Origin of the sequence: Bacteroides sp. D55t1_190419_B8 (assembly GCF_015558905.1) — a bacterium.
GTDB classification, from domain to species: Bacteria; Bacteroidota; Bacteroidia; order Bacteroidales; family Bacteroidaceae; genus Bacteroides; species Bacteroides vicugnae.
This window is the reverse complement of record NZ_JADMOU010000001.1, coordinates 116,447-141,533: the sequence shown is the minus strand read 5'-3', so window position 1 is coordinate 141,533 and position 25,087 is coordinate 116,447. Positions and strand designations below refer to the sequence as shown.

Sequence of the window (25,087 nt, the reverse complement as noted above, 5' to 3'; positions counted from 1 at the left end):
TTGTGAAAACTTTGTTTTAGCGAGTCTTTTCCATCTACGCCTTATGCATCCATATGGAAAGCACTTTTCTTTTCACTGCCACTATATTGATAACCGATACGGCGATGAATAATACAATTCCCATGCTGATTGCTGCCCATAATGATCCGGTTTCCAGTTGTGGGAATAGCAAGCGGATGCTGTCTATATAATAACTGCGTAACCAGGAGACTAATCCGATGGATAATACAAGCACGATAACGTTCAATCCTACCGTGAGCAACTGATAAGGCAATGCTACCTTGTTGGGACTGTATCCGATTAGTAATAGACTTTCCAGCTTGGTCGTATTCTTTTGTAAGAGCAGGAAGATGCTCAACATCAGTATATAGAATGAAAGGATACTGATAAATAAACCCACTCCCAATACAATACCTACGATAAGACGGAGGAAATAAGTTGTTTTTCCGGCATCCAGCTTGCCGTCTTCCGTTTCGTATCCTTTCTTCTGAAAATAACTGGCGATGGCGGAATCTGCCGGATTGCTAACCTCGATAATCAATCGTGCCGGTTGGGCTTCTGCATTCGGTGCAAAATTCTCATTAGCCCATTTCATAAAGGACTGGGGAACAAGAATCGTATTCAGGCGATTGGAGAAGCCGACAATGTTGCCTTTATACTGTTCCACCCGTCCGTTGCCACGCATCATAATATCCATTTGAATCAGACTCATCAATCCTTCCGATAGTTTGGGAAGGCTTCGGCTTTGCGCAAAACCGAAGTTGTAAAGATTCAGATAGTTGCGGGGAATGATAATGGGTATGGTATGTGTAGATTCATCGAAATGCCATTTATCGAGTTTGATGTCGACAAACTCATCGGGAACAGACTCAAAAAACATATCTGTGGAAAGATGAATACCAGCTTCCTTCATTCCTAATCCTGCCGAAACTTTAAATTGGGAAGGAGTGAAAGCTCCTATTGTTTTGGTAAACGGTTGCTTCTTCAGATCCGCAATTTCTTCGGCAGAGAATGTATTACTTTTTCCTGCAAAAGAACCGAGAGCGCTGATTTTCTTTGTAGCTATGATGAAATCCTTTTTCATAAAGCTGTCTCCTTCGGTGAATACCGGAATGGCATCTTTATAAAACTGTACGCTAAGCAATACAATCATCATGCCGAATAGGTTGGCTAAAAAGAAACCGGCTAATTGACCGATACTGATATGTTGGCGAAGGAGTTTCCAGACAAGAGTTGGCATTTTATTTACGATTTTACAATTTACGATTTACGATTTGAAATGATGCTGTGAAAAGAGATTGTTTATTACCTGCTACCTATTATTAACCAGCTTACTACAGTTGAAGTGTATGGTTGTAAGGCAACTCGATATGTTTACCGATGGAAGTGGCGATCACTCCGGCTCCTTGTGCCTTTGCTTCGGCAATGATAAGTTCACCCATGATGCGGCTGTTATCATCGTCCAGGTGGCTGATCGGTTCATCCAGAAATAAAAAGTCGAACGGCTGGCAGAGCGCCCGGATAAAGGCGACGCGCTGTTGCTGTCCGAAAGATAGCTTACCGGCTTTCACATTTATTTTATCTGCGATCCCCAGTTGTTCGAAGAATGATAAGATTTCTTTTTTCTTTTTGCATCCGGTGAGGTTATTCTTCAATTGCACATTTTCAAGAGCGGTCAGTTCGGTGAAGATGCGTAAATCCTGAAAAAGCATACTTAGTGAATGCTTTCGCAGGTCGACCCATTGCTTCACGGAGTATGCTTTGATATTGGTTTCATCGAAATTAATAATCCCCTGATAGTCGTTGCGGTAACCATAGATGTAGCTGCACAACGAAGATTTGCCGGTGCCGGAAGCCGCTTCAATCAGATACATCTCTCCTTTTCGGAAGAAAAGATCCTGATGCCATACGTCCGAAGTCACCGAATTACGGTCAGCAAACACTTGGGGAAGTGTTTGCTGTAGGTGAATACTATTCATACCGTTTGTTTATACATTTATTACATGCCGGCAAATTGCTTGGCAAAGTCTACAATTTGTTTGAGGGCATTTACATCCTTGTCTTTCAGGCAAAGGTCGATCTCGCTGATTTCTCCTTCCGAACTCATAGACAGGTAAGAAACCTTGTTGGCCAGTTCGATATATGTCTTAGCTTCCTGTCCTCCGAAACCTGCCACCATTTTAACTATAGGCAAATCAAGAATTGCTTCGGCATTGATTGCTATAAATAAGCTCTTTCCTTTCATATCCGATGCATAAGGAGCATCTTTGACTGATTTGTCGGCAGCTTTACCTACGTTTTTGTAAAGTAACTCATCATTGGTTGCATACATTTGTTTATCCTTGATGCCGAAGAATATATTCATGCCTCTTGTCTTGTAGACGTATTCGTCTTTGCCAAGTTGTATGATGTCTTCTCCTTTTTTTAGTCCCAATGATTGCTTGTTCTTGTAAATAGTTTCAAGTGCATTGCCGTTCTTGACGTCAGCATACATCATGAAAGTAGGGGCACTGCTCATGGTAACATTGATTAACCCTGCTGAAATATCACCATTGAATGAACTGAACAATTCTTTTACTTCATCTGCCTTAGCGATAGATACTGTGTTGCGGAATTCCTTGTTTTCGCTCAACAGGTTATACAGTTCGCCTCCTTTTACGCCTACGTTGAAGAACATCAGGGTAGAAGCAGGGAAGTATTTAACAAAAGTGTTGTTAGCTTTTCCAACAGATTCCATTTGTTTTTTCAGGAGAGCTTTTACAGCTTCGTTTTCAGTATAGTTTTCTGTTTTGAGGGCAATCTTGCCTTTTTCAAAGTTCAGTCCTCCTATCAGAGTGATGTCTTCCGCTTTCACTTCGGTAGGTAATCCCATGGTTATCTGATCGCGGTAGGTTGAAGGGATAGCTGTCATGGAAGCGAAAAAGTTAATATCACTTTTCTGTTTTTCCATTTTCAGGAAAGCTCCTGATTTCACGATACTGTTGCTTGCTGTCTGTTTCAACAAATTAGTAATGGCTTCTTTGGCTTTATCAGTTTGAGTCGTTCCGCTTACGTTAACTACTAGTACAGTAGAATTATTGAAAGCAAGCAAACCGCCGTTCATCGTTGTAAAACTGTAACCGTCAGCTTCACCTACCGGTTGGCAGATTTGTTCTTTTGCCATCACGTCGAGTGAAGCATGCAACTTATCTTCATTGTTCACTTTACCTACAACGGTGGGATAAGGGAAAGAAGATGAAGAGAATACATAGAATGGAGATTCAACATCGATTCCCGATTCGCCCGGATTTTTCATAACCTTTTCCAGTTGTTGGAATGTGGCGGCATTCATTCCACTTTTCAGTGCTTCCAGTACTTTTTGTTTAGCAGCTTCATTCTCTTTATCATCCAATCCTGCTTTGCTTGCGAGGGATTTGAGGTTGATAGAGGCAACTACCGAAGCGTCAGCCGGTATCACATTTGTATATTCCGATGTCTTGGAACATGCTGCCAGGAAAACAATCAGTACTGCCAGTACCGAGAGTCGTGAAATCGTTTTCTTTGCCATACTTATGTTATTTAAAAGTTGTATAATCATTGATTCAGACGTTTACTGCTGTTATTGATTTTGCAAATTCAGCGTGTGGCAGGCCACTAGTGCTGCTGTTTCTGTACGGAGCCGTGATTTGCCGAGACTGATCGGAACGAATCCCCGTTCGATGGCCTTCTTCACTTCCTCTTCACTGAAATCTCCTTCGGGACCTATCAGGACAAGAGCATCTTCTCCGGGTTTCAGGATATTTTTCAATAGAGGTTTCTCTCCTTCGTAACAGTGTGCGATAAATTTCTGTCCTTTAAACTCCTGTCCGATGAATCGGTCAAACTCGATCATGTCGTTCAACTTTGGCAGTCGTGCCTTGAGAGATTGTTTAATGGCTGATACCAGAATCTTTTCAATCCGTTCGGTCTTGATAACTTTACGTTCCGAGAAACGGCAGTTGAGGAAAGTCAGTTCGTCAAAACCTATTTCGGTGGCTTTCTCTGCAAACCATTCGTTACGGTCCATATTTTTCGTCGGTGCCATGGCAATGTGTAAATGGCATGGCCATAAAGGCTCCTGGAAAATGGATTCTTTGATGTTTACGAAACAACGTTTGTTGGTTGCAACAGTGATTTCAGCTTTGTAAAAGTTACCTTTACCGTCGGTAAGAGTGATTTCGTCTCCGATACTTAACCGCAGAACACGGATACAGTGTTGTGCTTCCTCTTCGGGAAGCTCGTTGCTTTTCTGTATATCGGGAGTATAAAATACGTGCATAATATTACTTACTGATTTTTATTTCTTGAATTGATTTGGTCACGTATCTGGGCGGCTAATTCATAATTCTCATCTTTGATAGCCTGTTCCAGTGCTTCTTCAAGTGTTCTGGAAGTAGCACCGGGCAAATCATGTTCTTCTTCAGCCTCTTCGTCGTTGTCCGTTTTTCCAGAACGGGTTCTTTCTTCTGATGACATATGAAGACATTCTTGTTCAAGAATAGATTCATAAATAAGAATCGGGCAGTCGGCGCGCACTGCCAGGGCAATTGCGTCTGAAGTCCGTGCGTCGATACGTATAATCTCTTCGTCTTTTTTGAGGTAAATATAGGAGTAGAAAATACCATCCTTTGCTTTGTAAATCAATACACGTATCAGGCTGGCTCCCAGTATAGTAAGGCTTGTTATAAATAAATCATGTGTCAACGGACGGGGAGTTTTTACTCCTTTCAGATATAAAGCTGTAGCCTGGGCTTCCGCAGGGCCGATGATGATAGGCAGTTGCCTCTCACCGTTCACTTCGCCTAATAGCATAGCAAACGCGCCTACTTGCGCCTGGCTGTTTGTGATATTTATAACTTGTAATTCTATCTTTTTGTCCATCGTTCTCTTTTACTTAATTTGTTTTACTTTCGCTGGTGTTTGTACTTGAATATCAGGGCAAACAGAATACCGATCACCAGCGCATAAGCGGCAAAGATCAGCCAGATATCCATCCATTCGCGGCTCACCAGTCTACCGTCAGCATACACCGAGAATGCATCAACTACCGCACCGCTGGCATATCCCCCCATGATGGCTCCCAATCCGTTAGTCATCATGAAGAACAATCCTTGTGCACTGGCACGGATAGAAGAATTGGCTTCTTGTTCAACAAACAACGAACCGGAAATGTTGAAGAAATCAAAGGCCATACCATAAACGATCATGGAAAGGATCAGCATCCATAGTCCCGATCCCGGATCTCCAAAACCGAACAGCCCGAACCGGAACACCCAAGCGAACATACTGATTAGCATGACTTGTTTGATTCCGAAATGACGCAGGAAGAAAGGTATGGCAAGAATAAACAATGTTTCGGACATCTGTGAAATGGATAACAGGATGACTGAATGTTTCACTCCGAAAGAATCTGCATATTCAGGGATGCTGGCAAAACTGCTTAAGAAAAGGTCGCCGTAAGTATTCGTAATCTGCAATGCTGCACCTAGAAGCATGGAGAAAAGGAAGAAAATAGCCATTTTCTTTTTCTTGAATAATACCAGCGCATCCAGTCCGAAAGCGGAGAGCCATGATTTGTTTTCAGATTTAGCCGGTCGACAGGCCGGGAGGGTAAATGAATAAAGTCCGAGTAGCAATGCGGAAGCACCGCCTACATAAAGTTGCGCACTTGAATTCTTGAATCCGGTAAGGTCGACAGCCCACATGGCACAGATAAAACCGATTGTTCCCCATACACGGATAGGAGGGAAGTCTTTAATCAGGTCACATTTGTATTGTTCCAGTGCATTGTACGATACTGTGTTAGCGAGGGATAAAGTAGGCATATATACTAACAAGTTGAGCAACATGGCCCAATACATCTGGTCGTATCCCGTTGCGGTAGAAGCGTAGAAGAGACATCCTGCCCCTGCAATATGGCAAAGTCCGTATAAACGTTCTGCATTAAACCATTTATCAGCGATAATACCGATAATACCCGGCATTACCAAAGAGGCAATCCCCATGGTGGCGAAAATGGCTCCGATCTGTCCTCCTTCAAAATGAAGTTCTCTTCCCATATAACCACCTAGTGATATTAACCATGACCCCCATACAAAGAATTGCAGGAAGTTCATAATAATCAAACGAACTTTTATACTCATGACTTTTTTAATTTGTGTTTCTCTTCACGTTCATAAACCTTGCAAATATAATATTTTCGTTGAATAGGTGGATAAGTAATTTGATAAAAAGGGGATAAAAATGGTATAAATGCGAAGAATAGATGAGATTTGGGTGTGAAAAAACAAATGAAGAGGGTATAAAAAAAAGAAGGCTATCTATCCCAGACAGCCAATCTTTGTTAACCTTAAATCTAATACCATGAAAAACACAGTGCAAAGATATGGGGTTTATGTTATACAACATAATGTTTTCTCGGAAATCTTCTGTTTGTTAACTATAATTAACTTTGAATCTTCCATTTTTCTGTTACTGCCCTCTCTGATCAGTTATACTTCCGGAGAAATGCCTGATATCCGAATGGAAACTTGACTCCGGCACCTTACCGATTATTCTACGTAGAGTACCAACCCTTTTAAATATTCTCCTTCGGGATGATAGATGTTTACCGGATGGTCAGCCGGTTGAGTCAGCTGGTGTAGGATGCGTACACTACGCCCTGACATGGCTGCAGCGGTAAATACGGCAGTACGGAAATTATCTTTGCTTACCACTTGCGAACAAGAGAAGGTGAACAGGATACCGCCCGGTTTGATTTTCTCGAATGCTTTGGCATTCAGCTTACGGTAGCCTTGCAAAGCATTCCGCAATGCATCTTTATGTTTGGCGAATGCAGGCGGATCAAGGATGATTAAATCATACTGGTCGCCCATGCGGTCGAGATATTTGAAAGCATCCTCGGCAAACGCTTCGTGACGGGAATCACCGGGAAAGTTTAGTTCCACATTTTTGTTAGTCAGATCAATCGCTTTGGCTGAACTGTCGACAGAGTGGACGAGTTTCGCACCTCCGCGCATGGCGTAAAATGAGAATCCGCCAGTGTAGCAGAACATATTCAGTACCGAACGGTCTTTGGCATAACGTTCCAGCAAAGAGCGGTTTTCACGCTGATCTACAAAGAACCCGGTCTTTTGACCTTTCAGCCAGTCCACATGGAACTTCAATCCATATTCTTGTGCGATATTGTCATTGCTTCCTCCTTTCAGAAAACCGTTTTCAGGGAAAAGGTCTGCTTTAAAAGGAAGAGTTGTTTCTGATTTATAGTAGATATTTTCGATCTTGTCACCCATTACTTCGGATAAAGCTTCGGCAATTGTCATGCGGTCTACGTGCATTCCTGCAGAGTGTGCCTGCATAACAGCGGTTTTGGCATACACGTCAATCACCAGTCCGGGGAGATTGTCTCCTTCACCGTGAACAAGCCGGTAAGTATTGTTGACCGGATTGGTGGCGATGCCGATACTGCAACGCATAGCATATGCTATTTCCAGTTTGCGTTTCCAAAAATCGTGATCGATAGGTTCCTGGCGGAAAGACAGTACGCGCACAGCAATACTTCCGATCTGGAAATGTCCTTCGGCAATAAATTCTTTTTTTGAGGTATATACTTCTACAATTTCACCTTCATCGGGCTCTCCGTCAAAACGAGCGATAGCACCGGAAAAAATCCACGGGTGGAATCTCTTAAGAGAATCTTCTTTACCAGGTTTGAGATATACTTTATGCATAATGTAGTCTTTCCTCAACCCTCTTTCCCAACGGGGAAAGGGCTTTAGATGGTTTTATTATTGGTTATTAATCACTTATTTTATTACCTATCACTTCCTCCGTGGGAGAGACTGTAGCTGTTAGCGGAGAAACCTCCCAATCTCCTGTCTGTTTCAGCTCTTGCAGCAGATTATAGATATTGAGGCACGCCCATGCATCGGTAGCAGCGTATTGTTTCTGTCCGTCACTTAATACATCAGCTTCCCAGTTGGACAAGCGTTGTGATTTGGATATTTTTTCTTTGAATAAGATGGCGTAAATCTTTTGCAGACTTTTGTCTTGTATTCCGAATTGACGCACATAGTCCTGCAACTCGATACAGCTTTGTTGGGTAAAAGGTGCGCGTTTATGCAGCATCATAAAGTCGTCTTTCAGTGAAAGTCCCACTTTGATAACAGCCGGGTTTTCTAACAAGTCAACCAATGGCTGGGTCAATCCCGTCATATTGAGACGGAATAAGAAACAGCATTCTTCGGAAGAAATCTGGAGAAGTGCTACTTTGTGCGATTGTCCTTTGGTAAAGGAAGGACGAGTTTCGCTGTCGATACCTATCACAGGTCTGGATTGGAGGTAAGCTACTGCTCTTTCCGTTTCAGCTTCCGACTGGATAACATAAATACGTCCCGGAAAGACAGTTTTCGGGAGTTCTTTTAGTTCATCTTTATCTATGGTTCTTCTTACAATCATTTCTATTTTAATTCATCATCATGGCAATGGCAACCGTCTTCGTGGCAGTGGCAATCATCATCGTGGCAATGACAGCCATCTTCTTCACAACAATCGTTGTCGTCGCTTGGTTCGTAAAATCCTTCTTCCTCTTCTTCCTCCTGGGTATATTTCACATCATGAAGGGCACGGAGCGTGTTTACCAGTTTCTGTCCCCACAGTGTACCGAAGTTCTCCTGGCAGATAGCCAATGAATCATTCATCGTTTCGTTCAGTCCCAGTTGGAAGACAAATATGAAATCTTTAATATCCTGATAAATGTCGGCCAGGTCTTCCGATATAGACTTCTTGATAGGCTGGTCGCTATACACCATATCTTGTACGAATACGTCCAGATAATCATCCTTGTCGGCCATCAATCCGGAAAGGTTGATGCGCAGAATTTCGTAAATCTCTTCTGTGACATACGTTTCGAGCGCTTCGTCCCCGATAGTCTCACATTTGGGCAGCATAGATGCTTTGAGATAGAGCAGGGGAAGTATTTTTAATGATGTATCAACGAAAGTGCTACGCTTCATGCGTTCGGCACGTTCGAGAAATGCACAAAATTCGGCAGCTACCGTTACGAACTCAATTACGTTTTTATCAAATATCGTTTGGCTTTCTTTTTCCATGATCTATATTGATTTGAAACGCAAAGGTAAGAAAAAGGATTGAATGAGCGTAGTGCTCGTTATTTTTTTATTATTTTTGCAGCTTAGAATCTCATTCCAGTTTTATAAAAAAGAATTAAAGACTCATGGCAAAGAAGAAATTAGATAAGGAGGCGGAACGTACTCCCTCTTCCCCCAGTAAAATTGTGGCTGTATGTAAGAATGAAACCATTCATTTTGTAATCGGATTGATGCTGGTCATCTTTTCCGTTTACCTGTTGTTGGCTTTTTCTTCCTTCTTCTTCACGGGGGCTGCCGACCAAAGTATTATCGATAGTGGCAGTTCGGCAGACTTGGCAGCCGTTAATAATCAGGTGAAGAATTATGCAGGTTCACGCGGAGCGCAGTTGGCCAGTTATTTGATTAATGACTGTTTCGGTGTTTCCTCTTTTTTCATACTTGTTTTCCTGGCAGTGGCAGGATTGAAGTTGATGCGTGTACGTGTTGTACGTCTGTGGAAGTGGTTTATCGGCTGCACACTCTTGTTGGTCTGGTTCTCCGTATTCTTCGGATTTGCCTTTATGGATCATTATCAGGATTCTTTCATTTATTTGGGAGGTATGCACGGATATAATGTCAGTCGTTGGCTGATTTCGCAAGTAGGAGTACCCGGTGTGTGGATGATCCTGTTGATAACCGCTATCTGTTTCTTTATATATATAAGTGCACGTACCGTTATCTGGTTGCGTAAACTTTTTGCATTGAGTTTCCTGAAACGCGAAAAGAAAGAAGAAAAAGAGAACGTTCCGGAAGGAGAAGACGATCCGGAATTTACAACTTCCCAACCGCAAGAAGTGGAGTTCAATTTGAAACGGACGTATAAACAGACACCTCCTCCGGTACCAGTGATGGATATTCAGGCTGAAGAAAACCTCCCTATTAATAAACCGGAAAAGGAAGATACTTCTGTATCTGACGAAAGTGAAGGAGTGACTATGGTATTTGAACCGACACTTTCCAATCCTGCTCCTATTGTGCAGGAAGACTCTTTGGAAGAGGCGGAACCTGGGTTTGAGGTAGAACCGGCAGCTTCGGAAGAAGAATATCAGGGACCTGAACTTGAACCTTATAATCCTACTAAAGATCTGGAGAACTACCGTTTTCCGACTATCGACCTGATGAAGCATTTCGAAAATGATGATCCGACGATTGACATGGACGAGCAGAATGCAAATAAAGACCGCATCATCAATACATTACGTAGCTTCGGAATCGAAATCAGTACGATTAAAGCAACCGTAGGACCTACGGTAACTCTATATGAAATTACTCCGGAACAGGGAGTGCGTATTTCTAAAATCCGTGGGTTGGAAGATGATATCGCATTGAGCCTTTCCGCTGATGGTATCCGTATTATTGCTCCGATACCGGGTAAAGGAACCATCGGTATTGAAGTACCGAACAAGAATCCGAAGATTGTTTCCGGACAAAGTGTGATCGGAAGCAAGAAATTTCAGGAATCCAAATATGACTTGCCTATTGTATTGGGTAAGACGATCACGAACGAAGTTTTTATGTTCGACCTTTGCAAGATGCCGCACGTATTGGTGGCAGGTGCAACCGGTCAGGGTAAATCTGTCGGTTTGAATGCTATTATCACTTCTTTATTATATAAGAAACATCCGGCAGAATTGAAGTTTGTACTGGTCGACCCGAAGAAAGTGGAATTCAGTATCTATTCGGTGATTGAAAATCACTTCCTTGCCAAACTTCCTGATGGAGGCGAACCTATTATTACGGACGTAACGAAAGTAGTGCAAACCTTGAACTCTGTTTGTGTGGAGATGGATACCCGTTATGATCTTTTGAAGATGGCGCATGTGCGTAATATCAAAGAATATAACGAAAAATTTGTCAACCGTCGTTTGAATCCGGAAAAGGGACATAAGTTTATGCCGTATATCGTAGTGGTGATTGATGAGTTCGGAGATTTGATTATGACTGCCGGTAAGGAAGTGGAACTTCCGATTGCCCGTATTGCACAGTTGGCGCGTGCTGTCGGTATTCACATGATTATTGCTACACAGCGTCCGACTACAAATATTATTACGGGTACGATCAAAGCCAACTTCCCGGCGCGTATCGCATTCCGTGTATCCGCCATGATGGACTCCCGTACCATTCTCGACCGTCCGGGTGCTAACCGCCTGATTGGTAAGGGGGATATGCTCTTCTTGCAGGGAGCCGATCCGGTGCGTGTGCAGTGTGCCTTTATCGATACGCCGGAAGTGGAAGAAATTACGAAGTTCATCGCTCGTCAGCAAAGTTATCCTACTCCGTTCTTCCTGCCTGAATTCGTGAGCGAAGATGGTGGTAGTGAAGTAGGAGATATTGATATGGGACGTCTCGATCCGTTGTTCGAAGATGCAGCCCGATTGGTAGTGATTCATCAGCAAGGTTCCACTTCGTTAATTCAGCGTAAATTAGCTATCGGTTACAACCGTGCCGGACGTATTATGGACCAACTCGAAAAAGCGGGAATCGTAGGCCCTACCCAGGGAAGCAAGGCACGTGATGTCTTGTGCATGGATGATAATGATCTTGAAATGCGATTGAACAATTTACAGTAACCGTTCGTTTATTAATCAAATGAGAAAATACATTTTTAGTGTTTTAATAGCTTTACTGTCTTTGCCTGTGATTGCCCAACAACAGCAGTCGCAGGCTAAAGTCATTCTTGATAAGACGGCAGAGGCGTTTCGTAAAGCAGGTGGTGTAAAGGCCGATTTTACTGTAAAGGCTGTGACGAACGGTCTGGTAGAAGGTGCTGAAAATGGAACGATTCAGTTGAAAGGAGAGAAATTCGTACTGAAAACGTCGGATATCATCACTTGGTTTGATGGAAAAACGCAGTGGAGTTATGTGACAAAGAATGATGAAGTGAACGTCAGCAATCCGACACAGGAAGAGTTGCAGCAGATTAATCCGTATACATTTCTATATATGTATCAGAAAGGATTCTCTTATAAGCTGGGAGCAACTAAGACGTATCGTGGAAAAGCTGTTTGGGAAGTCGTTTTGACTGCCAGAGATAAGAAACAGGAGTTGGAACGTATCACTCTTTTTGTGACGAAGGATACTTATGAACCTTTGTATATTTTGCTTCAACAGCGTGGTCAACAGACACGTAATGAGATAACCATTACAAGTTATCAGACAAAGCAGAATTATGCGGATCAGGTTTTTACGTTTGATAAAAAGCAATATCCCAATGCGGAGGTGATAGATTTGAGATAATATACGTTTATAACAAAACGAAAAAGATAAATTAAAATGGCAGAAATAGAAAAAGTAAAATGCCTGATTATAGGTTCAGGACCTGCCGGATATACGGCAGCGATTTATGCAGGACGTGCAAATTTATGTCCGGTACTTTATGAAGGATTGCAACCGGGTGGCCAGTTGACTACTACTACGGATGTGGAGAACTTCCCCGGTTATCCGGAAGGAATCAGTGGTCCGCAGTTGATGGAAGACTTGCGTGCACAAGCAAGCCGTTTCGGAACAGACATTCGTTTCGGTATTGCTACAGCGGCCGATTTGAGCAAAGCTCCTTATAAAATAACAATCGACGGTGATAAGGTTATTGAAACAGAATCATTGATTATTGCTACCGGAGCTACTGCTAAATATCTGGGACTGGAGGATGAGAAGAAATATGCCGGAATGGGGGTAAGTGCTTGCGCTACTTGTGACGGATTTTTCTATCGTAAGAAAGTTGTAGCTGTAGTCGGTGGCGGTGATACAGCGTGTGAAGAAGCTGTTTATCTTGCCGGACTTGCATCCAAAGTATATCTGATTGTCCGCAAACCTTTTCTGCGTGCATCGAAGATTATGCAGGAGCGAGTAATGAACCACGAGAAGATTGAAGTTCTTTTTGAACACAATGCGGTTGGTTTGTTTGGCGATAATGGGGTAGAAGGTGTAAACCTGGTGAAACGTTGGGGTGAACCGGATGAAGAACGTTATAGCTTGCCTATCGACGGTTTCTTCCTGGCTATCGGACATCAGCCGAATACTGAAATATTTAAAGAATACGTTGATACGGACGAAGTGGGTTATATCATCACGGAAGGTGATAGTCCCCGTACAAAAGTCCCCGGAGTTTTTGCAGCAGGAGACGTTGCCGATCCGCATTATCGTCAGGCTATTACGGCTGCTGGAAGTGGTTGCAAAGCTGCTTTGGAAGCAGAACGTTATCTTTCTGCCAAAGGACTTATTTAATCCGGTTTATATCCGATCATAGAAGGGGATTAAAACCCTTATAAATATAAAAATCACCCACGTTAGAGTTTAATCTGTAGCGTGGGTGATTTTGTAGAACAGCATTTGCCGATTGTCTTTGGTCAATATGCTTCTATTTCATCTATCCATAATTCGGCAGGAATGACTTCCGGACCGTTATTCTTTTCAAAGTTGACACCATTACGCAGTGTGCCGCCATTCTTGATTTTGACTTTCAGGAACGTAGCCTGTGTCGGTTCAAATTCAATGGAATCGGTGAATGCAATTCTTCCTGTTTCCGGATAATCGTGTTTCAAAGCTTTTTCGGCTATCGGTGTGTATTGCTTACCGTCTGCTGATACTTCTACGGCAACTCCTCCTGCAGGAAGAATTCTCATGGCAGGATTAAATAAAGAACCGAAAATAACTTTGCTGACTTGTGTCGGCTTATCCAAGTGAACGATAAATTCCAAATCCTTACCTTCAACGATACCGAAGCTACACCATGGAGTATACGAAGCGTTGTTACCTCGTTTACCATTGGTCAGTCCGAAAGTAGTCTGGTCGGCTCCTAATACATCGTTTTCATCGAATATATCGCCTGTCCATCCCATCGTATAATTAACCGTATAGGGCTTTCCTGTCAATAAATTGCCATACAGTGGCTTGTGGGCTACTTTGCCCAATATCTTTCCGTCTTTGAAAGCAGCAGCTTTCAGGTCGATATTGCCTTCAAGAACAAAAGGCTTTTCATATAAAGCGGACGCTTTGGACGGTTCGCTGCCGTCCGTTGTATACCGGATTTCCGCATCCGGGTAAAAACTTTCCAGCAATACCATTAAAGGACCGTTCTCATCTGCGTGCGTATTTATATTTACGTCAAAGAAATTGAGACAAGGCTGGGTGTTCATAACTTTCAAACGTTCAAATTCAGTCACCATCCGTTCGCAGAAATTCTTCCAGTCTTTGTTTGCGTTTTGTGTCCAGGCCGTTTCGGCGATAGCCATTGCACGCGGGAAAGCTTGATAGTCTGTACGTTCTGAAGTTTGCATATACTCTCTCCAGATATTACCTTGTATTCCGATGATATGTTTCTTGGCAAGCTCGTCAGCGTCGTCCGGAACAGGGTTGTAGCTATATGTTTTCTTCAAGGTATTGTATCCGCCGATAGTAGTCGGAGCAATTTCCGGCTCTTCTTGATAGTAGTCCAAATATACATAAGGATTCGGAGTCATGATGGCATTATGCCCAGCTTTGGCTGCATTCATACCTCCTTCTACACCGCGCCATGACATAACAGTCGCATTGGGAGCCAGACCACCTTCGAGAATCTCGTCCCAGCCGATGATGTTTTTGCCTTTACCATTCAGGTATTTCTCCATGCGGGTAACGAAATAGCTCTGCAACTTATCTTCTTTGCTGTGTTTTATTCCGTCTATCTTACTGGGAGTCGTATCATCTTTCAATCCTAACTGACGGATTAACTGCTGGCAGAAAGCACTGTTCTTCCATGCTGTCTTGGGACATTCGTCGCCACCGATGTGAATGTATTCGCTGGGGAATAATTCTATCACTTCATCCATCACTCCTTCAAAGAATTTGAAAGTCGTTTCACTTGGACAGAATACCTGCTCGAATACTCCCCAGGTAGGAGATACCTTGTAAGTCTGTGTCGAGTCGCATGACAATTCCGGATAGGCAGCAAGTGCAGCCAATGCATGTCCCGGCATTTCTATTTCGGGAACGACATTGATATATTTGCTTGCAGCATAAGCCACTACCTCTTTGATTTGCTCCTGTGTATAATAACCTCCATGTTCTTTTCCGTCGAATACTTGCGGATAGTTTACATAGTAATAGTCTACCAATGTCTTTTCACGCTTGGAACCGATTTCCGTCAATTTGGGATATTTCTTGATCTCAATTCTCCATCCCTGATCGTCTGTCAAATGCCAGTGGAAGACATTCATCTTGTTCATAGCCAGTAAGTCGATAAACTTGTAAATGTAGTCAATCGGTACATAATGGCGGCAAACATCCAACATGAGTCCGCGATGAACAAAACGGGGTGAATCTTCAATTTCTACGGCAGGAACCGACCAGTCAGCTTTCTTATCCAACTGCTTTCCGTAAATTGCCGGAGGGAGTAACTGATAAAGAGTCTGCACTCCATAAAAGAATCCGTTCGGTTGGGAAGCGGTGAGTGTAATGAGACTGGGAGTAACCGACAATTTATAACCTTCTTTCGGCATACCTTCCTGTACAACAAAAGAGATTGCTGTTTTTCCGTCTGCACTTTCAGCTTCTTTCAAGGAAATTCCTGCTGTCAGTTTTAGTTGTCCGGCTAAGCTGTCGGCAATGCTTTTTACTTCCGGAGCATCCGAAGGAACTACGAGGCAGACTTTGTTGTTTAGTTCAAAGCGTCCTTCCTGTGGAAGAATCTGGTTGGGGTTGGGAACGATGTTGTACTCGTTCACCGCTTCTTTTGTCTTCTGACAACTGGGGGTAATCATTAATAAGGACAAAAGAAGAAGAGAAATACTTTTCTTCATGGTCAAAATGTGTGTTAAGTTATAAATAGGTTTGACAGGGCAAATGTACTTGTTTATATGATAAGTTCCAATAATATGGAAATAAAAAAGCCGGAACGATGTCCGGCTTTTAGCTAAAGTTTCAGATTAATTTAGTTATATAATTAAGAGAGAGTTTTTATTTCAGTAGTTGTTCTTCGATGATTTGTACGTACTTCTCCGGAGTGGCTCCGACTTCAATAATCGGTTTGCCGCCTGCAGGTATGAAGAATAAGGTAGGCAATGCCTGTACACCGAAGTGATTGCATAAATCCTTTTCTTTGTCCGCATTAACCTTGTAGAATACAACTTTACCTTTATACTTTTCGGCCAGCTTTTCCATTTCCGGAAGTAAGCGCATGCAAGGTCCGCACCAAGTTGCCCAGAAATCAATCACAACCGGTTTGTCGCCGTTATAAACGAAATCATTCCCTTTTCTGTAGTCGAAGATGTGTTCGAGGAAGAATTGGCGGGTAATCGGATTCAGTTTACCGTCTTCAATTTTAGTTTCCGTTACTTTAGCTTCCGCTTCCGGTATGGGAACCATGTCAAATGGCTGGAAATAAATTTTCTGATGAATATAGTCAATGGATATGATTCCGTAGTCCAGTATTTTTTTGCCTAATACAGAGCGTTTCAAGTACGGGTTCTTCACTGCCATGGCATCTTCAATCTTTGTTTTTACGAACATGGTTTCCGGTAAGATGAGGCTTTCCTCTTCTTGAGTGGCTTCTTTATATCCATTGGAAACTTTTTGGTTGGTTCCTTTGGTGTATTGTGCGCTCCATGTATTGAAATCTTTTTCGGTAAGATTTACCAGTCCTTCGCTCCACGTATCCAGAACAAGAGAAACAGGTTTCCCTTGAATGGATATCGGACATACGATTCCTAATCCTGTAATCAGATCAAAGTTCTCCCGGTAGTTTAATTTCATATAAGAGGGACGATAGGGCTGCGTAATTGTGAGCTTTTTCCGTTGCATATCAATGGTCAGAACAGAAGTGCGGAAAATGGCACCGCTTAATACACCCATCACTCCCAGCTTGCGTAGATACGGTTCGTCTTCCAGAACGAAAGCTGGAAGATCGTTGCTAAACGTATTGTTGCCAATAGCAACAGTTGCCATTTCATATACTTTTCCAACAGGTACTTGTTTGAATACAAAATCCTGATAAGCACTAAAAGTACCGTTCTTCCCCGTGTCGATGTGTAACTTCTTGATGGCCTCAGGAAGCAGGGCGTTATGTCCTGACAGATCGAGGACAAAGTCTGCCACTTCGCCATTTATGGCGGCTTCTACGATTATCTTTCCATCAATGGTTTTGAATGGAATGACCTCTGTCATACTGTTCTGTGTCTGTGCACTGATTCCTCCGGCAATACAAAATGCAAGTAGACAGAGATACATCTTTGTTATTATTCGCTTCATATCTTTTTTCTGTTTAAAGTTCATTTCTCTTTCCTGATTTCAATTCTTTTCTCTTGATTGTCTTTCTTGACAATAATATAACCGGTATCACCGGGGATGGCATTCATGATATCTTCTACAGCCATCTGGCTCATGGGACAATCTTCCAGAGAAGTACCGTTGATGTTAATCACCTGGTCGCCGAAAGCTACTTTATCTTTCATGCTGTCCCAGATCGTTGTGATTTCAAATCTCTCATTGCGCGGCAGTATACTTACGTTCCAGAGAGCTGGAGCACCGCCCATGTCGGTTTTTCCTTCTTCAAACGGAAAAAAGTAGAACCGTCTGCGCATATAATCGATAATTACTTTACCGTATTCCAGTAAATCCACTCCGATGATGCTTCCATTCATCACCGTGGTCGTACTACCCACATTTGTGAATTCTTTCCCCATGATGTTGATGGGGGGAACAGTCACCTTCTTTATATCTACCGGCTTGCCCAGACCTGTTATTCCGGCAGCTACGATACCATATCCGTGATTAGTAACTTTTGAAATGTCAGACAGTCTCTCATAATCTTCTGTAGAATAAAGCAGAAATCCATCTGCACCCGTATCGAACAGAACCTTGAAATCATTATCCCCTAAGCGGACGTTGACGATGGAATGATGCTCCGTCTCATCCAACAGTGGAATCCCATCCGTTACTTTTAGTCCTTCAGGACGATACGGATAATTGATAACCATTATTTTAGAACGGGAATCGAATGTAACTACCGACTGTGCGAAAGCGTCTCCTCCAAGAATACCGACAACCCCTAGTCCGGTGAAGAATGGATTCTTTGGCAGTACCATTGTCTTCAACTGCTTGATTTTATAGTTTTCCCCGATAGATACATTCTGTACATGTGCTTCCTGATAATTGGAGCCTTGTGCATTCACATCGGAAATACGCATATATCCTGCGGCAGTAGCTTTCATTTCCGTCGCAGCATCATACATAGTTCCGGTTCTTCCTCCCGTGTCGACGATATATTTCACTTTTATACCGTTAACGGTGACGGGGATAATGATTTTCTCTTGTATAAATTCATAAGGAATGGTGTCGCAAACCTTATTCCGGATTTGCGCTGCCATTCTTTGTCCGCAGTTTAGAAATAACAGCAACCATAAGCCGGTCAGTATTCCTATTCTTTTCATATTATTCTTTTTCATAGATAATATCCTTTACTCCAGAAGCTGTCTTGATCGTCAGTTTCGTTTTCTTCTTCTCTTTCAACTCCGGTATTCCGTTCAGAATACTTTCGCAGAAGTCATATTTCTTAGCAGGTTTGCCATTGATTTTAATCACCTTGTCTCCGACTGCTATCTTACCTTTCGTACTGCTCCATACAGTAGATACATATAAGTCTCCGTCTTTGACCGTCAAGTCAAAATTATTACCTTGATTGTTTATTTCATTGTCCGGTTGAAATGCTTCAAAATAGAATCTTCCGCGTGGATAGTCAATGGTCACTTTACCGTATTGCAACAGCTTGACACCCAATAATGTGTATGGGTGATTGTTGGTGCTGGTTGTTACGTTACGGAATTTGGTGGCTCCGACTGATAACAATGGAATACGAACCCTGTAAGAAGACGCCTTGTCCGCCTGACCGGATACTCCGATACTCCCTTCTCCATATCCTTCGGAAACCACTTCCATAGAGGCTTCGGGTTTGATTTTTTCAAAATCGCTTTCAATAAGAGATAACAGACTGGGACTACCTGTATCAAATAATACAGTTATGTTGCTCACCGGGGCTATCTGTATATTGATAATCGGCATACCGCCATCTTTCGTGAAATTCAGCATTTTCCGTAAAGATACCGTAGAAGGCTTTTCTGCAGATGTGACTATGATATTTTTTGTCTGTGAATCTATGCTGACAATGGTACTGGCAAACAAATCGCTGCCGATAATACCGTCTACTCCAAAACATTCCCAACCTTTTACCTCATCGATAACCAGCGACGGTGCATTTTTAAAGTTGATAATATTATCGGGAGTTGTCAGATTTTCTATCCGCGCAGTTTTGTAATAGCTTTCCACGTTGTTTACATCCGTCACCTTCATCGAGTCCGTAGCCACTATCTGTAGTACTTGGCAGGCTTTGGTCGTGAGTGCGGTACGTCCCCCGGTATCAAAGATAAAAGGACGTGCGGTGCCGTTCACTTTCATTTCGATAACCATTTTTCCGCCTACCATTTGATAAGGTATGGTTGCTTTATATTGTTGGGCGAATAAAGAGACCGCCATGCAAAAGGCGATGACGGTTCCTGTTATACGAGTATACTTCATAGACTAATCTTTATTTGCTGACTTTTTCCGCTTCCAAAATTGCCTGATAAGCATTTACGATACCTCCGGAAATACATAAATCGTCAAAAAGAAACAAATCTTGTGAAGGACTATCGTTCACACGGATTCCTTTTTCTACCTCCACTCCTTTGCGTGAGGTGACGCTTTTCAGTAATATATCACGGATTTGAGAGCCGGTCAGTTTGGGGAAATAAGATTTTACAAGGGCAGCTACACCGGCCACGGTAGCCGAGGCCATTCCTTCACCGGTTCCTTTCTGGTAAGTATCGCCCATATAAGAAGAATAAATATCCGTTCCCGGAGCATAGATGTCAAGAGTCGTTGCGCCGTAGTTCGTGTTCAGTACCGGATTACCTTTCTTGTCGGATGAAGCAACCACCATGAAATTGGTAAGCTCGCCATCCTTGCCCATCTTCCGGTTCGGGAAGAATTCACTTTTATCCATGTCTATCGACAGATCCCAAACAGGAACGATAACTAATGCTCCTTTCTTTTCTGCCTCTTTCAGCGCATCTGTTACCCATTGTTTCTGTTCTTCAGGATATAAGGAGTTTTGTTCCGGCAGTAAGATAACGTCTGCTCCGTGATTTACTGCATAGCGGATGGCCAATGCCATATCTTTCAGGTAAGGTTCCCCTTCTCCCGGATGGATGCGCAAGGTCATGATTTCGGCATTATCGGCAATACCGTTACTTCCGATACCATTGTCACGTTTGGCTGCGATGACACCAGCTTTCATTACACCGGTTGCTGCATCCGATGTCAACAGTACATTATTGCCGTAATGCATGTCATTAATATCCAAAGGATTGTCACCTACAATTTCTCTCCGGTTGTCTGTACCATATTTCTTCAATGCATCTTCGTAGGATGCTTTGGCAGTTTCTGCGCTTTTCTTTCCCATTCTCTGATATACAGTTTCCCACTTGTCTGTATTATAGATGCTGAATGAGTAAGCTGTAAAAACAAAAGCAACTTCAGAAAGACTGTCTCTTTCCGCTTTAGGATTATAACAACTCTGGAATTCTTCAACAGTCAGTTCTTTTCCGGGAAAACGTTTTTTCATGTCCTTGTCGAACTTTTCGATATATTCCTCAATTACATAGGAAAGTTGCAAGCCACCGTATGAACCGCCAATTCTGGATTCCGGCATAACCTTAAAACGATAATAATTGTATTCTTCCATATTTTCCGGTGCGGGAACCTCCTGACGTTTTCCGTTAACGATTTTATAATATTTCTTTCCATCAAAGACATAATCAGCGTATTTATCTTTGAGGCGGAAGAATTCACGTTCTCCTTCACGTGTCAGGGCTTCCATGACCTGACCATCTTTACCGCCGATGAAATTCCATCCATTGATGTCGTCTATCAAACCATTCTTGTCATCGTCTTTCTGGTTCAGCTTTTCTTTGGGATTGACCCAGATAGCCTGTTTCAGATCTTCGTGTTCTACGTCCATTCCTGTTCCGATCAATGCGACGACCGGTCTTTTTTTAGCTTTCTTTTTGTTGGCTTTCAGGTAATCATAGGCCTTGTTTACTTCAGCCCCGTACACACTGTCTTGGTCGAAAGAACAGTTAAACCAGTCCAGTTCGGATTGTTTCTTTTGTGTTTCTACCTTTTGTTTGACTAACTGGGCCGATACTGCCATGCTGACAAAACAGCATACGATAGGAAATATAAGTTTCTTCATTGTTGGATGAGTTATAATTTATACAGTTTAGTTACTTTCTTATTTTTAAAATGGCTTCGCGCACCTGTTCGCCCCGGACGTTGCGTGCTGCGAGTTTGCCTTCTTTGTCAATGACTACAAGGAAGGGGATAGAGTAGAAGCCATAAGCATTCTGGATAGCACTTGGAGTTTTACTGTTTTTAGGGAAGCCTGTCTTGTCCCACAGCATCACCCACGGGAGTTTTTCTTCGTCCAGCATTTTTCTCCATTTAGCTTCGCTGTCATCTAATGAGACGCTGATAAATTCCAGATCGTCAGCTTTCAGTTCATTGTATATTGTCAGCATGCTACGCATTTCTTTGCGACAGGGACCACACCAAGAAGCACAGAAATCCAGTACGACAATTTTCCCACGGAAATCTTTCAGACTTACATTTTTTCCGTTGGCATCTATGAATGTAAAGTCGGGACATTCCGCGCTGATAATTTGATGGGAGAGGACCTCTACCCGATTTACCAGCCATTTGGCAGATAAAGACTTTCTGTCTTGTTCCGGTATCATATCCAACAACATTTTGTTGGATTGGTAATCATTTATATTTGCCAGATAGGCTAGTGCGGCTGCCATGCCGGGAGTCAGTTTCCCTTTGACAGAAGCAGAAATCGTTGCTATATCCGGATCTCTTTCTGTAGGCATATAGTTTTGTAAAGTCAGAAACGAATCGATGCCGGTGAATGAAAGCGAACTTTGTTCGGGGTTCTTTTCATCAAAGTAACCATTGATTGTTACCGGAGTATTCTCTAGATAAATATCCTGCTCGGTTTCTCCTAAATAAAGTTTATAGACATCAGGGAGGATGTCTGTCTCGTCGGTACTGAATGTGCCATTCGTGCCGATGAGACAGCTTAATACAACGCTTTCGTTCATGTCTTTTATTTGCAAAGTCGTTGGCTTTAATACCTTTATTCTTCCTGATATTTTCAGTCCGTTATTTCCCCATACAGTGGCACTGCATAAGAGTAATATGGTTAGCAATGAATTTCTTACTTTTGTCATTATTATAAGTTTATAGTTAATTGTCAGAGTTGTTATTCTTCATCGGGCGTTTCCGGTATTGGAGGTAAAGGTAAATCCCAATTTTCCGGTCCGTTGGCTATTGCTTCCAGATCAATCTGATATTTATCTTTCAAATATTTTTGTACGAAAGCGAACTTTTCGGCAAGAAAAGGATATTTATCAGCCGGATATTCCTCTGCTAATTGAGCTTGGTTATAGAACATGGAAAGATGCATATATCCTATAAAAGTCTCTTCATTGGTTGGAGGATAAGAGTTATTGTCCGGTGTGCTGATACTATTGAATACATATGTGTTGACACTTCCCGGATATCCTCTGGTAAGATAATAGTTTGGGTCATCTTCCATTCCCAAACCTCTTACCAGATTGGTGACATGGTCGAATCCTGCCTCAAATTCTTCAGGTATAACAATGTTTCCGGCTTTTACAGCTTTTTCCAATATGGGACCCAATATCATTTTCCGGCGTCTGTCAAGCACTGCCCTGTCTGTAGGTATTAAATAAGGATCGCCGGGATTATCTTCTCCGAACATACAAGTGCACCAATAATCCAACCCATCGCGATTCTCGTGTATGGGCACAATCCAACTCGCTAGGATCACGCCTCCAATTTCTAATACGCTTTTACTATGGACATTGTATCCCAAATACCAATACATAGGCAGAACTTTAGAAGTGATCGGCGGATTCAAGTATGCAAAGATTTGCTTTTTCATAAATTCGACATAGTAATTGGTCATTTCATCATTTACACAGCCTTGGCCTTCGTAGCCACTACCATATGTTGTACCTGTCCAGCTCCGGTTAAAATCTTCCTTTTGCAAATCTTTATAAATCAGATATACATTATAGTCTTCGTATATTTGAGCAATGTCATCGTCCCAGCTATTATTTCCTTGAGGTACTTTGAAGCGTAATTCAACGCCTCCTTCTGTAGGAGTCAGTGTATCTTCTTCATAACATGAGGTGAATGCCATACAAGCAAGTAATCCCCATAAAATATATATATTTCTCATATTCATTTCCTTTGTTTAATTCATCAGATATATACTATTAACTTTCCCGTTTTGGAGCTAAAGGATTCTGTTCCAGTTTCTTATTTTTAATCAAGACAGCGTCTGGTATAGGCATAGTATAGGAAGGGTCATTCTGTTTTAATGTATATACCTGTTCTCCCCATCTATGAATAATTTGTGGCATTCCGTAGCGTCGGAGGTCAAACCATCGTTGCCCTTCAAAACAAAGTTCTTTTCTTCTTTCACTTTTGATGAAAGTTTTGAGCGCATCGCCGGTTAATCCGGTAGGTTCAACAAATTTGTCGGGGGCATAACGTTTAGCCAGTAAGGTTTTTAAAGCAGAGAGTGCTGTACCTTCGTCATTATTATGAGCAGCTGCTTCTGCTAGATTTAAATAGGCTTCGCCTAGTCTGAAGGATAAAGCAAAGTTTTCCGATCCACTAGGCTCACCTGTAGCCGAAAGTTTGTACTTGCCAAAAGTTGTGTAAGAGTCTTCATAGAAAACGTAATCATCTTTATTGTACTCTTTCGCTATATACTTTTCTTTTCTTAAATCTCCATCTTCAAAGCTTTCAATCAGGTTATCAGAAGCGATAAAAGCTTCTCTGTAGTAGGTGGTATTACCGAAGTAACCTTCTTCCTCATACTCTACCGACTGATCATTGAACACGGTAAGGTCTGAAACGCTTCCGTATAACCAAATAACTTCAGATGATTTTAAAGATGTAAAATTATAATAAGGCTCTGCCACTGTTGGAGAAGGGAGGGCGTTTAAGTCTATTAAAGAGAAAGACCAGTCATTTATTACTTTATTGGCGTATATAGCTGCATCTTTCCAGTTTTCCATATAAAGAAAAACACGGGATTTCAGTAATTGTATCATTGGAAGGTTGACCAGATAATTGGGCTCATATTGTTTATCTTTGCTCAAAGTAAGGAATAAACGTTCAGCTTCATTCAGATCGTCCACAATTTGGTTGTATACTTCCTCAACGGTGTTTCGTGTCATTAACAGTTGGTCTTCAGGGAGCAGGTTGCTGTCTAGTTTGAGCGGAACTCCTAAAGCTTGTTTGTTATAGTTGTATGGTGCTCCAAAATGATTAACCAACATAAAATAATAGAAAGCTCTTAATCCGAGAGATTGAGCTATTACATAATTTTTTTCAGCTTCCGTACCACTTACGTCACCGATATAATCGAGAGCGGCATTGGCACCTAAAATATAGTTATAGTATCCCTCCCAGACATTTTGAATATTGTAACCATTTCTTTCCATAATGAAAAACATATCCGGTTGCCATGTATAAACAGCTTGCTTGGCCTCTACTTCTTTTAGAGAGTTAATACTAAATTCATAATCGGTTTTATGAAACTGAATATCATCGTCGAAGAAACTAAGAAAGGCTAGCAGGCTATTACCTTTGTCTTGTTTGGGATAAGCGGAGCCTATCAGCATTTCCTGCAAAGCATTTGCATCTTTAGGAACATACTCACTTTGAGATTTAGGCTCTAGAAAATCTGAGCAAGAGGATAGCGATAGTAAGGCTATTCCTGTTAGTATATATATAATTCTTTTCATTGTTTA

20 protein-coding genes are annotated in these 25,087 nt (G+C 42.1%); 3 read left to right on the top strand and 17 right to left on the bottom strand.

Annotation, left to right across the window (positions count from 1 at the left end; genetic code table 11):
* Window positions 1-34: 34 nt before the first annotated feature.
* From I2I13_RS00490 to I2I13_RS00450, 9 genes are all read right to left on the bottom strand, one after another.
* Window positions 35-1,240: an ABC transporter permease gene (locus I2I13_RS00490; protein ID WP_195648456.1), complete on the bottom strand. Its 1,206-nt coding sequence runs from the start codon at window positions 1,238-1,240 to the stop codon at window positions 35-37.
* 94 nt (window positions 1,241-1,334) lie between these two features.
* Window positions 1,335-1,979 carry an ATP-binding cassette domain-containing protein gene (locus tag I2I13_RS00485; RefSeq protein ID WP_148364346.1) on the bottom strand — a complete coding sequence of 215 codons (645 nt, stop codon included), beginning with the start codon at window positions 1,977-1,979 and terminating at the stop codon, window positions 1,335-1,337.
* A gap of 20 nt (window positions 1,980-1,999) precedes the next feature.
* Entirely contained in the window at window positions 2,000-3,547 is a 1,548-nt protein-coding gene (locus I2I13_RS00480; RefSeq protein ID WP_195648455.1) for a DUF4836 family protein, read from the bottom strand.
* Window positions 3,548-3,598: 51 nt separating this feature from the next.
* On the bottom strand, window positions 3,599-4,297 hold the full coding sequence (locus I2I13_RS00475; RefSeq protein ID WP_074558500.1) for a 16S rRNA (uracil(1498)-N(3))-methyltransferase: 699 nt from the start codon (window positions 4,295-4,297) through the stop codon (window positions 3,599-3,601).
* 8 nt (window positions 4,298-4,305) lie between these two features.
* Window positions 4,306-4,899 carry a bifunctional nuclease family protein gene (locus tag I2I13_RS00470; RefSeq protein ID WP_074558501.1) on the bottom strand — a complete coding sequence of 198 codons (594 nt, stop codon included), beginning with the start codon at window positions 4,897-4,899 and terminating at the stop codon, window positions 4,306-4,308.
* A gap of 23 nt (window positions 4,900-4,922) precedes the next feature.
* Window positions 4,923-6,161: a nucleoside permease gene (locus I2I13_RS00465; RefSeq protein WP_074558503.1), complete on the bottom strand. Its 1,239-nt coding sequence runs from the start codon at window positions 6,159-6,161 to the stop codon at window positions 4,923-4,925.
* Between the two features lie 408 nt (window positions 6,162-6,569).
* Window positions 6,570-7,748 (bottom strand): class I SAM-dependent rRNA methyltransferase, encoded by a 1,179-nt coding sequence (locus I2I13_RS00460; protein WP_195648454.1) that lies wholly within the window; start codon window positions 7,746-7,748, stop codon window positions 6,570-6,572.
* 67 nt (window positions 7,749-7,815) lie between these two features.
* Window positions 7,816-8,475, bottom strand: coding sequence for a 3'-5' exonuclease (locus I2I13_RS00455; protein ID WP_148364351.1), 660 nt, complete (start codon window positions 8,473-8,475; stop codon window positions 7,816-7,818).
* Window positions 8,476-8,477: 2 nt separating this feature from the next.
* Window positions 8,478-9,128 (bottom strand): DUF5063 domain-containing protein, encoded by a 651-nt coding sequence (locus I2I13_RS00450; RefSeq protein WP_195648453.1) that lies wholly within the window; start codon window positions 9,126-9,128, stop codon window positions 8,478-8,480.
* Window positions 9,129-9,253: 125 nt separating this feature from the next.
* Between I2I13_RS00450 and I2I13_RS00445 the strand changes: the two genes are divergently transcribed.
* From I2I13_RS00445 to trxB, 3 genes are read left to right on the top strand one after another with little or no spacing between them, the layout of a single operon-like run.
* Window positions 9,254-11,737: a DNA translocase FtsK gene (locus I2I13_RS00445; protein ID WP_195648452.1), complete on the top strand. Its 2,484-nt coding sequence runs from the start codon at window positions 9,254-9,256 to the stop codon at window positions 11,735-11,737.
* A 19-nt stretch (window positions 11,738-11,756) separates the two neighbouring features.
* On the top strand, window positions 11,757-12,404 hold the full coding sequence (locus I2I13_RS00440) for a LolA-like putative outer membrane lipoprotein chaperone (RefSeq protein WP_195648451.1): 648 nt from the start codon (window positions 11,757-11,759) through the stop codon (window positions 12,402-12,404).
* A 36-nt stretch (window positions 12,405-12,440) separates the two neighbouring features.
* Window positions 12,441-13,391 carry a thioredoxin-disulfide reductase gene (gene trxB / locus I2I13_RS00435; RefSeq protein ID WP_004309849.1) on the top strand — a complete coding sequence of 317 codons (951 nt, stop codon included), beginning with the start codon at window positions 12,441-12,443 and terminating at the stop codon, window positions 13,389-13,391.
* Window positions 13,392-13,513: 122 nt separating this feature from the next.
* On the opposite strand, the gene I2I13_RS00430 is transcribed toward trxB, so the two are convergent.
* The 8 genes from I2I13_RS00430 to I2I13_RS00395 form a co-directional block, all read right to left on the bottom strand.
* Window positions 13,514-15,943: a beta-N-acetylhexosaminidase gene (locus I2I13_RS00430; RefSeq protein WP_195648450.1), complete on the bottom strand. Its 2,430-nt coding sequence runs from the start codon at window positions 15,941-15,943 to the stop codon at window positions 13,514-13,516.
* 157 nt (window positions 15,944-16,100) lie between these two features.
* Entirely contained in the window at window positions 16,101-17,390 is a 1,290-nt protein-coding gene (locus tag I2I13_RS00425; RefSeq protein ID WP_148364356.1) for a thioredoxin domain-containing protein, read from the bottom strand.
* A gap of 20 nt (window positions 17,391-17,410) precedes the next feature.
* A complete protein-coding gene (locus I2I13_RS00420; protein ID WP_229128537.1) occupies window positions 17,411-18,586 on the bottom strand; it encodes a hypothetical protein in 1,176 nt (391 codons plus the stop codon).
* The gene (locus I2I13_RS00415; RefSeq protein ID WP_148364357.1) at window positions 18,573-19,712 is read right to left on the bottom strand and encodes a hypothetical protein; all 1,140 of its coding nucleotides are present in this window, start codon (window positions 19,710-19,712) and stop codon (window positions 18,573-18,575) included. Before I2I13_RS00415 ends, I2I13_RS00420 begins: the two co-directional genes overlap by 14 nt.
* Window positions 19,713-19,722: 10 nt before the next feature.
* The gene (locus I2I13_RS00410) at window positions 19,723-21,429 is read right to left on the bottom strand and encodes a S8 family serine peptidase (protein ID WP_195648449.1); all 1,707 of its coding nucleotides are present in this window, start codon (window positions 21,427-21,429) and stop codon (window positions 19,723-19,725) included.
* 31 nt (window positions 21,430-21,460) lie between these two features.
* Window positions 21,461-22,465: a peroxiredoxin gene (locus I2I13_RS00405; RefSeq protein ID WP_195648448.1), complete on the bottom strand. Its 1,005-nt coding sequence runs from the start codon at window positions 22,463-22,465 to the stop codon at window positions 21,461-21,463.
* A gap of 32 nt (window positions 22,466-22,497) precedes the next feature.
* Entirely contained in the window at window positions 22,498-23,508 is a 1,011-nt protein-coding gene (locus I2I13_RS00400; protein WP_195648447.1) for a hypothetical protein, read from the bottom strand.
* A 31-nt stretch (window positions 23,509-23,539) separates the two neighbouring features.
* Window positions 23,540-25,081 (bottom strand): RagB/SusD family nutrient uptake outer membrane protein, encoded by a 1,542-nt coding sequence (locus I2I13_RS00395; RefSeq protein ID WP_195648446.1) that lies wholly within the window; start codon window positions 25,079-25,081, stop codon window positions 23,540-23,542.
* Window positions 25,082-25,087 lie beyond the last annotated feature (6 nt).

Bases quoted from the DNA above. Each gene is read 5' to 3' on its own strand.
- I2I13_RS00470 (WP_074558501.1), bottom strand. From the start codon at position 4,899: ATGGACAAAAAGATAGAATTACAAGTTATAAATATCACAAACAGCCAG.
- I2I13_RS00485 (WP_148364346.1), bottom strand. From the start codon at position 1,979: ATGAATAGTATTCACCTACAGCAAACACTTCCCCAAGTGTTTGCTGAC.
- I2I13_RS00410 (WP_195648449.1), bottom strand. From the start codon at position 21,429: ATGAAGAAACTTATATTTCCTATCGTATGCTGTTTTGTCAGCATGGCA.
- I2I13_RS00440 (WP_195648451.1), top strand. From the start codon at position 11,757: ATGAGAAAATACATTTTTAGTGTTTTAATAGCTTTACTGTCTTTGCCT.
- I2I13_RS00405 (WP_195648448.1), bottom strand. From the start codon at position 22,465: ATGACAAAAGTAAGAAATTCATTGCTAACCATATTACTCTTATGCAGT.
- I2I13_RS00490 (WP_195648456.1), bottom strand. From the start codon at position 1,240: ATGCCAACTCTTGTCTGGAAACTCCTTCGCCAACATATCAGTATCGGT.
- I2I13_RS00400 (WP_195648447.1), bottom strand. From the start codon at position 23,508: ATGAATATGAGAAATATATATATTTTATGGGGATTACTTGCTTGTATG.
- I2I13_RS00460 (WP_195648454.1), bottom strand. From the start codon at position 7,748: ATGCATAAAGTATATCTCAAACCTGGTAAAGAAGATTCTCTTAAGAGA.
- I2I13_RS00415 (WP_148364357.1), bottom strand. From the start codon at position 19,712: ATGAAGTATACTCGTATAACAGGAACCGTCATCGCCTTTTGCATGGCG.
- I2I13_RS00420 (WP_229128537.1), bottom strand. From the start codon at position 18,586: ATGAAAAAGAATAATATGAAAAGAATAGGAATACTGACCGGCTTATGG.
- I2I13_RS00430 (WP_195648450.1), bottom strand. From the start codon at position 15,943: ATGAAGAAAAGTATTTCTCTTCTTCTTTTGTCCTTATTAATGATTACC.
- I2I13_RS00395 (WP_195648446.1), bottom strand. From the start codon at position 25,081: ATGAAAAGAATTATATATATACTAACAGGAATAGCCTTACTATCGCTA.
- I2I13_RS00450 (WP_195648453.1), bottom strand. From the start codon at position 9,128: ATGGAAAAAGAAAGCCAAACGATATTTGATAAAAACGTAATTGAGTTC.
- I2I13_RS00475 (WP_074558500.1), bottom strand. From the start codon at position 4,297: ATGCACGTATTTTATACTCCCGATATACAGAAAAGCAACGAGCTTCCC.
- trxB (WP_004309849.1), top strand. From the start codon at position 12,441: ATGGCAGAAATAGAAAAAGTAAAATGCCTGATTATAGGTTCAGGACCT.
- I2I13_RS00445 (WP_195648452.1), top strand. From the start codon at position 9,254: ATGGCAAAGAAGAAATTAGATAAGGAGGCGGAACGTACTCCCTCTTCC.
- I2I13_RS00455 (WP_148364351.1), bottom strand. From the start codon at position 8,475: ATGATTGTAAGAAGAACCATAGATAAAGATGAACTAAAAGAACTCCCG.
- I2I13_RS00425 (WP_148364356.1), bottom strand. From the start codon at position 17,390: ATGAAGCGAATAATAACAAAGATGTATCTCTGTCTACTTGCATTTTGT.
- I2I13_RS00480 (WP_195648455.1), bottom strand. From the start codon at position 3,547: ATGGCAAAGAAAACGATTTCACGACTCTCGGTACTGGCAGTACTGATT.
- I2I13_RS00465 (WP_074558503.1), bottom strand. From the start codon at position 6,161: ATGAGTATAAAAGTTCGTTTGATTATTATGAACTTCCTGCAATTCTTT.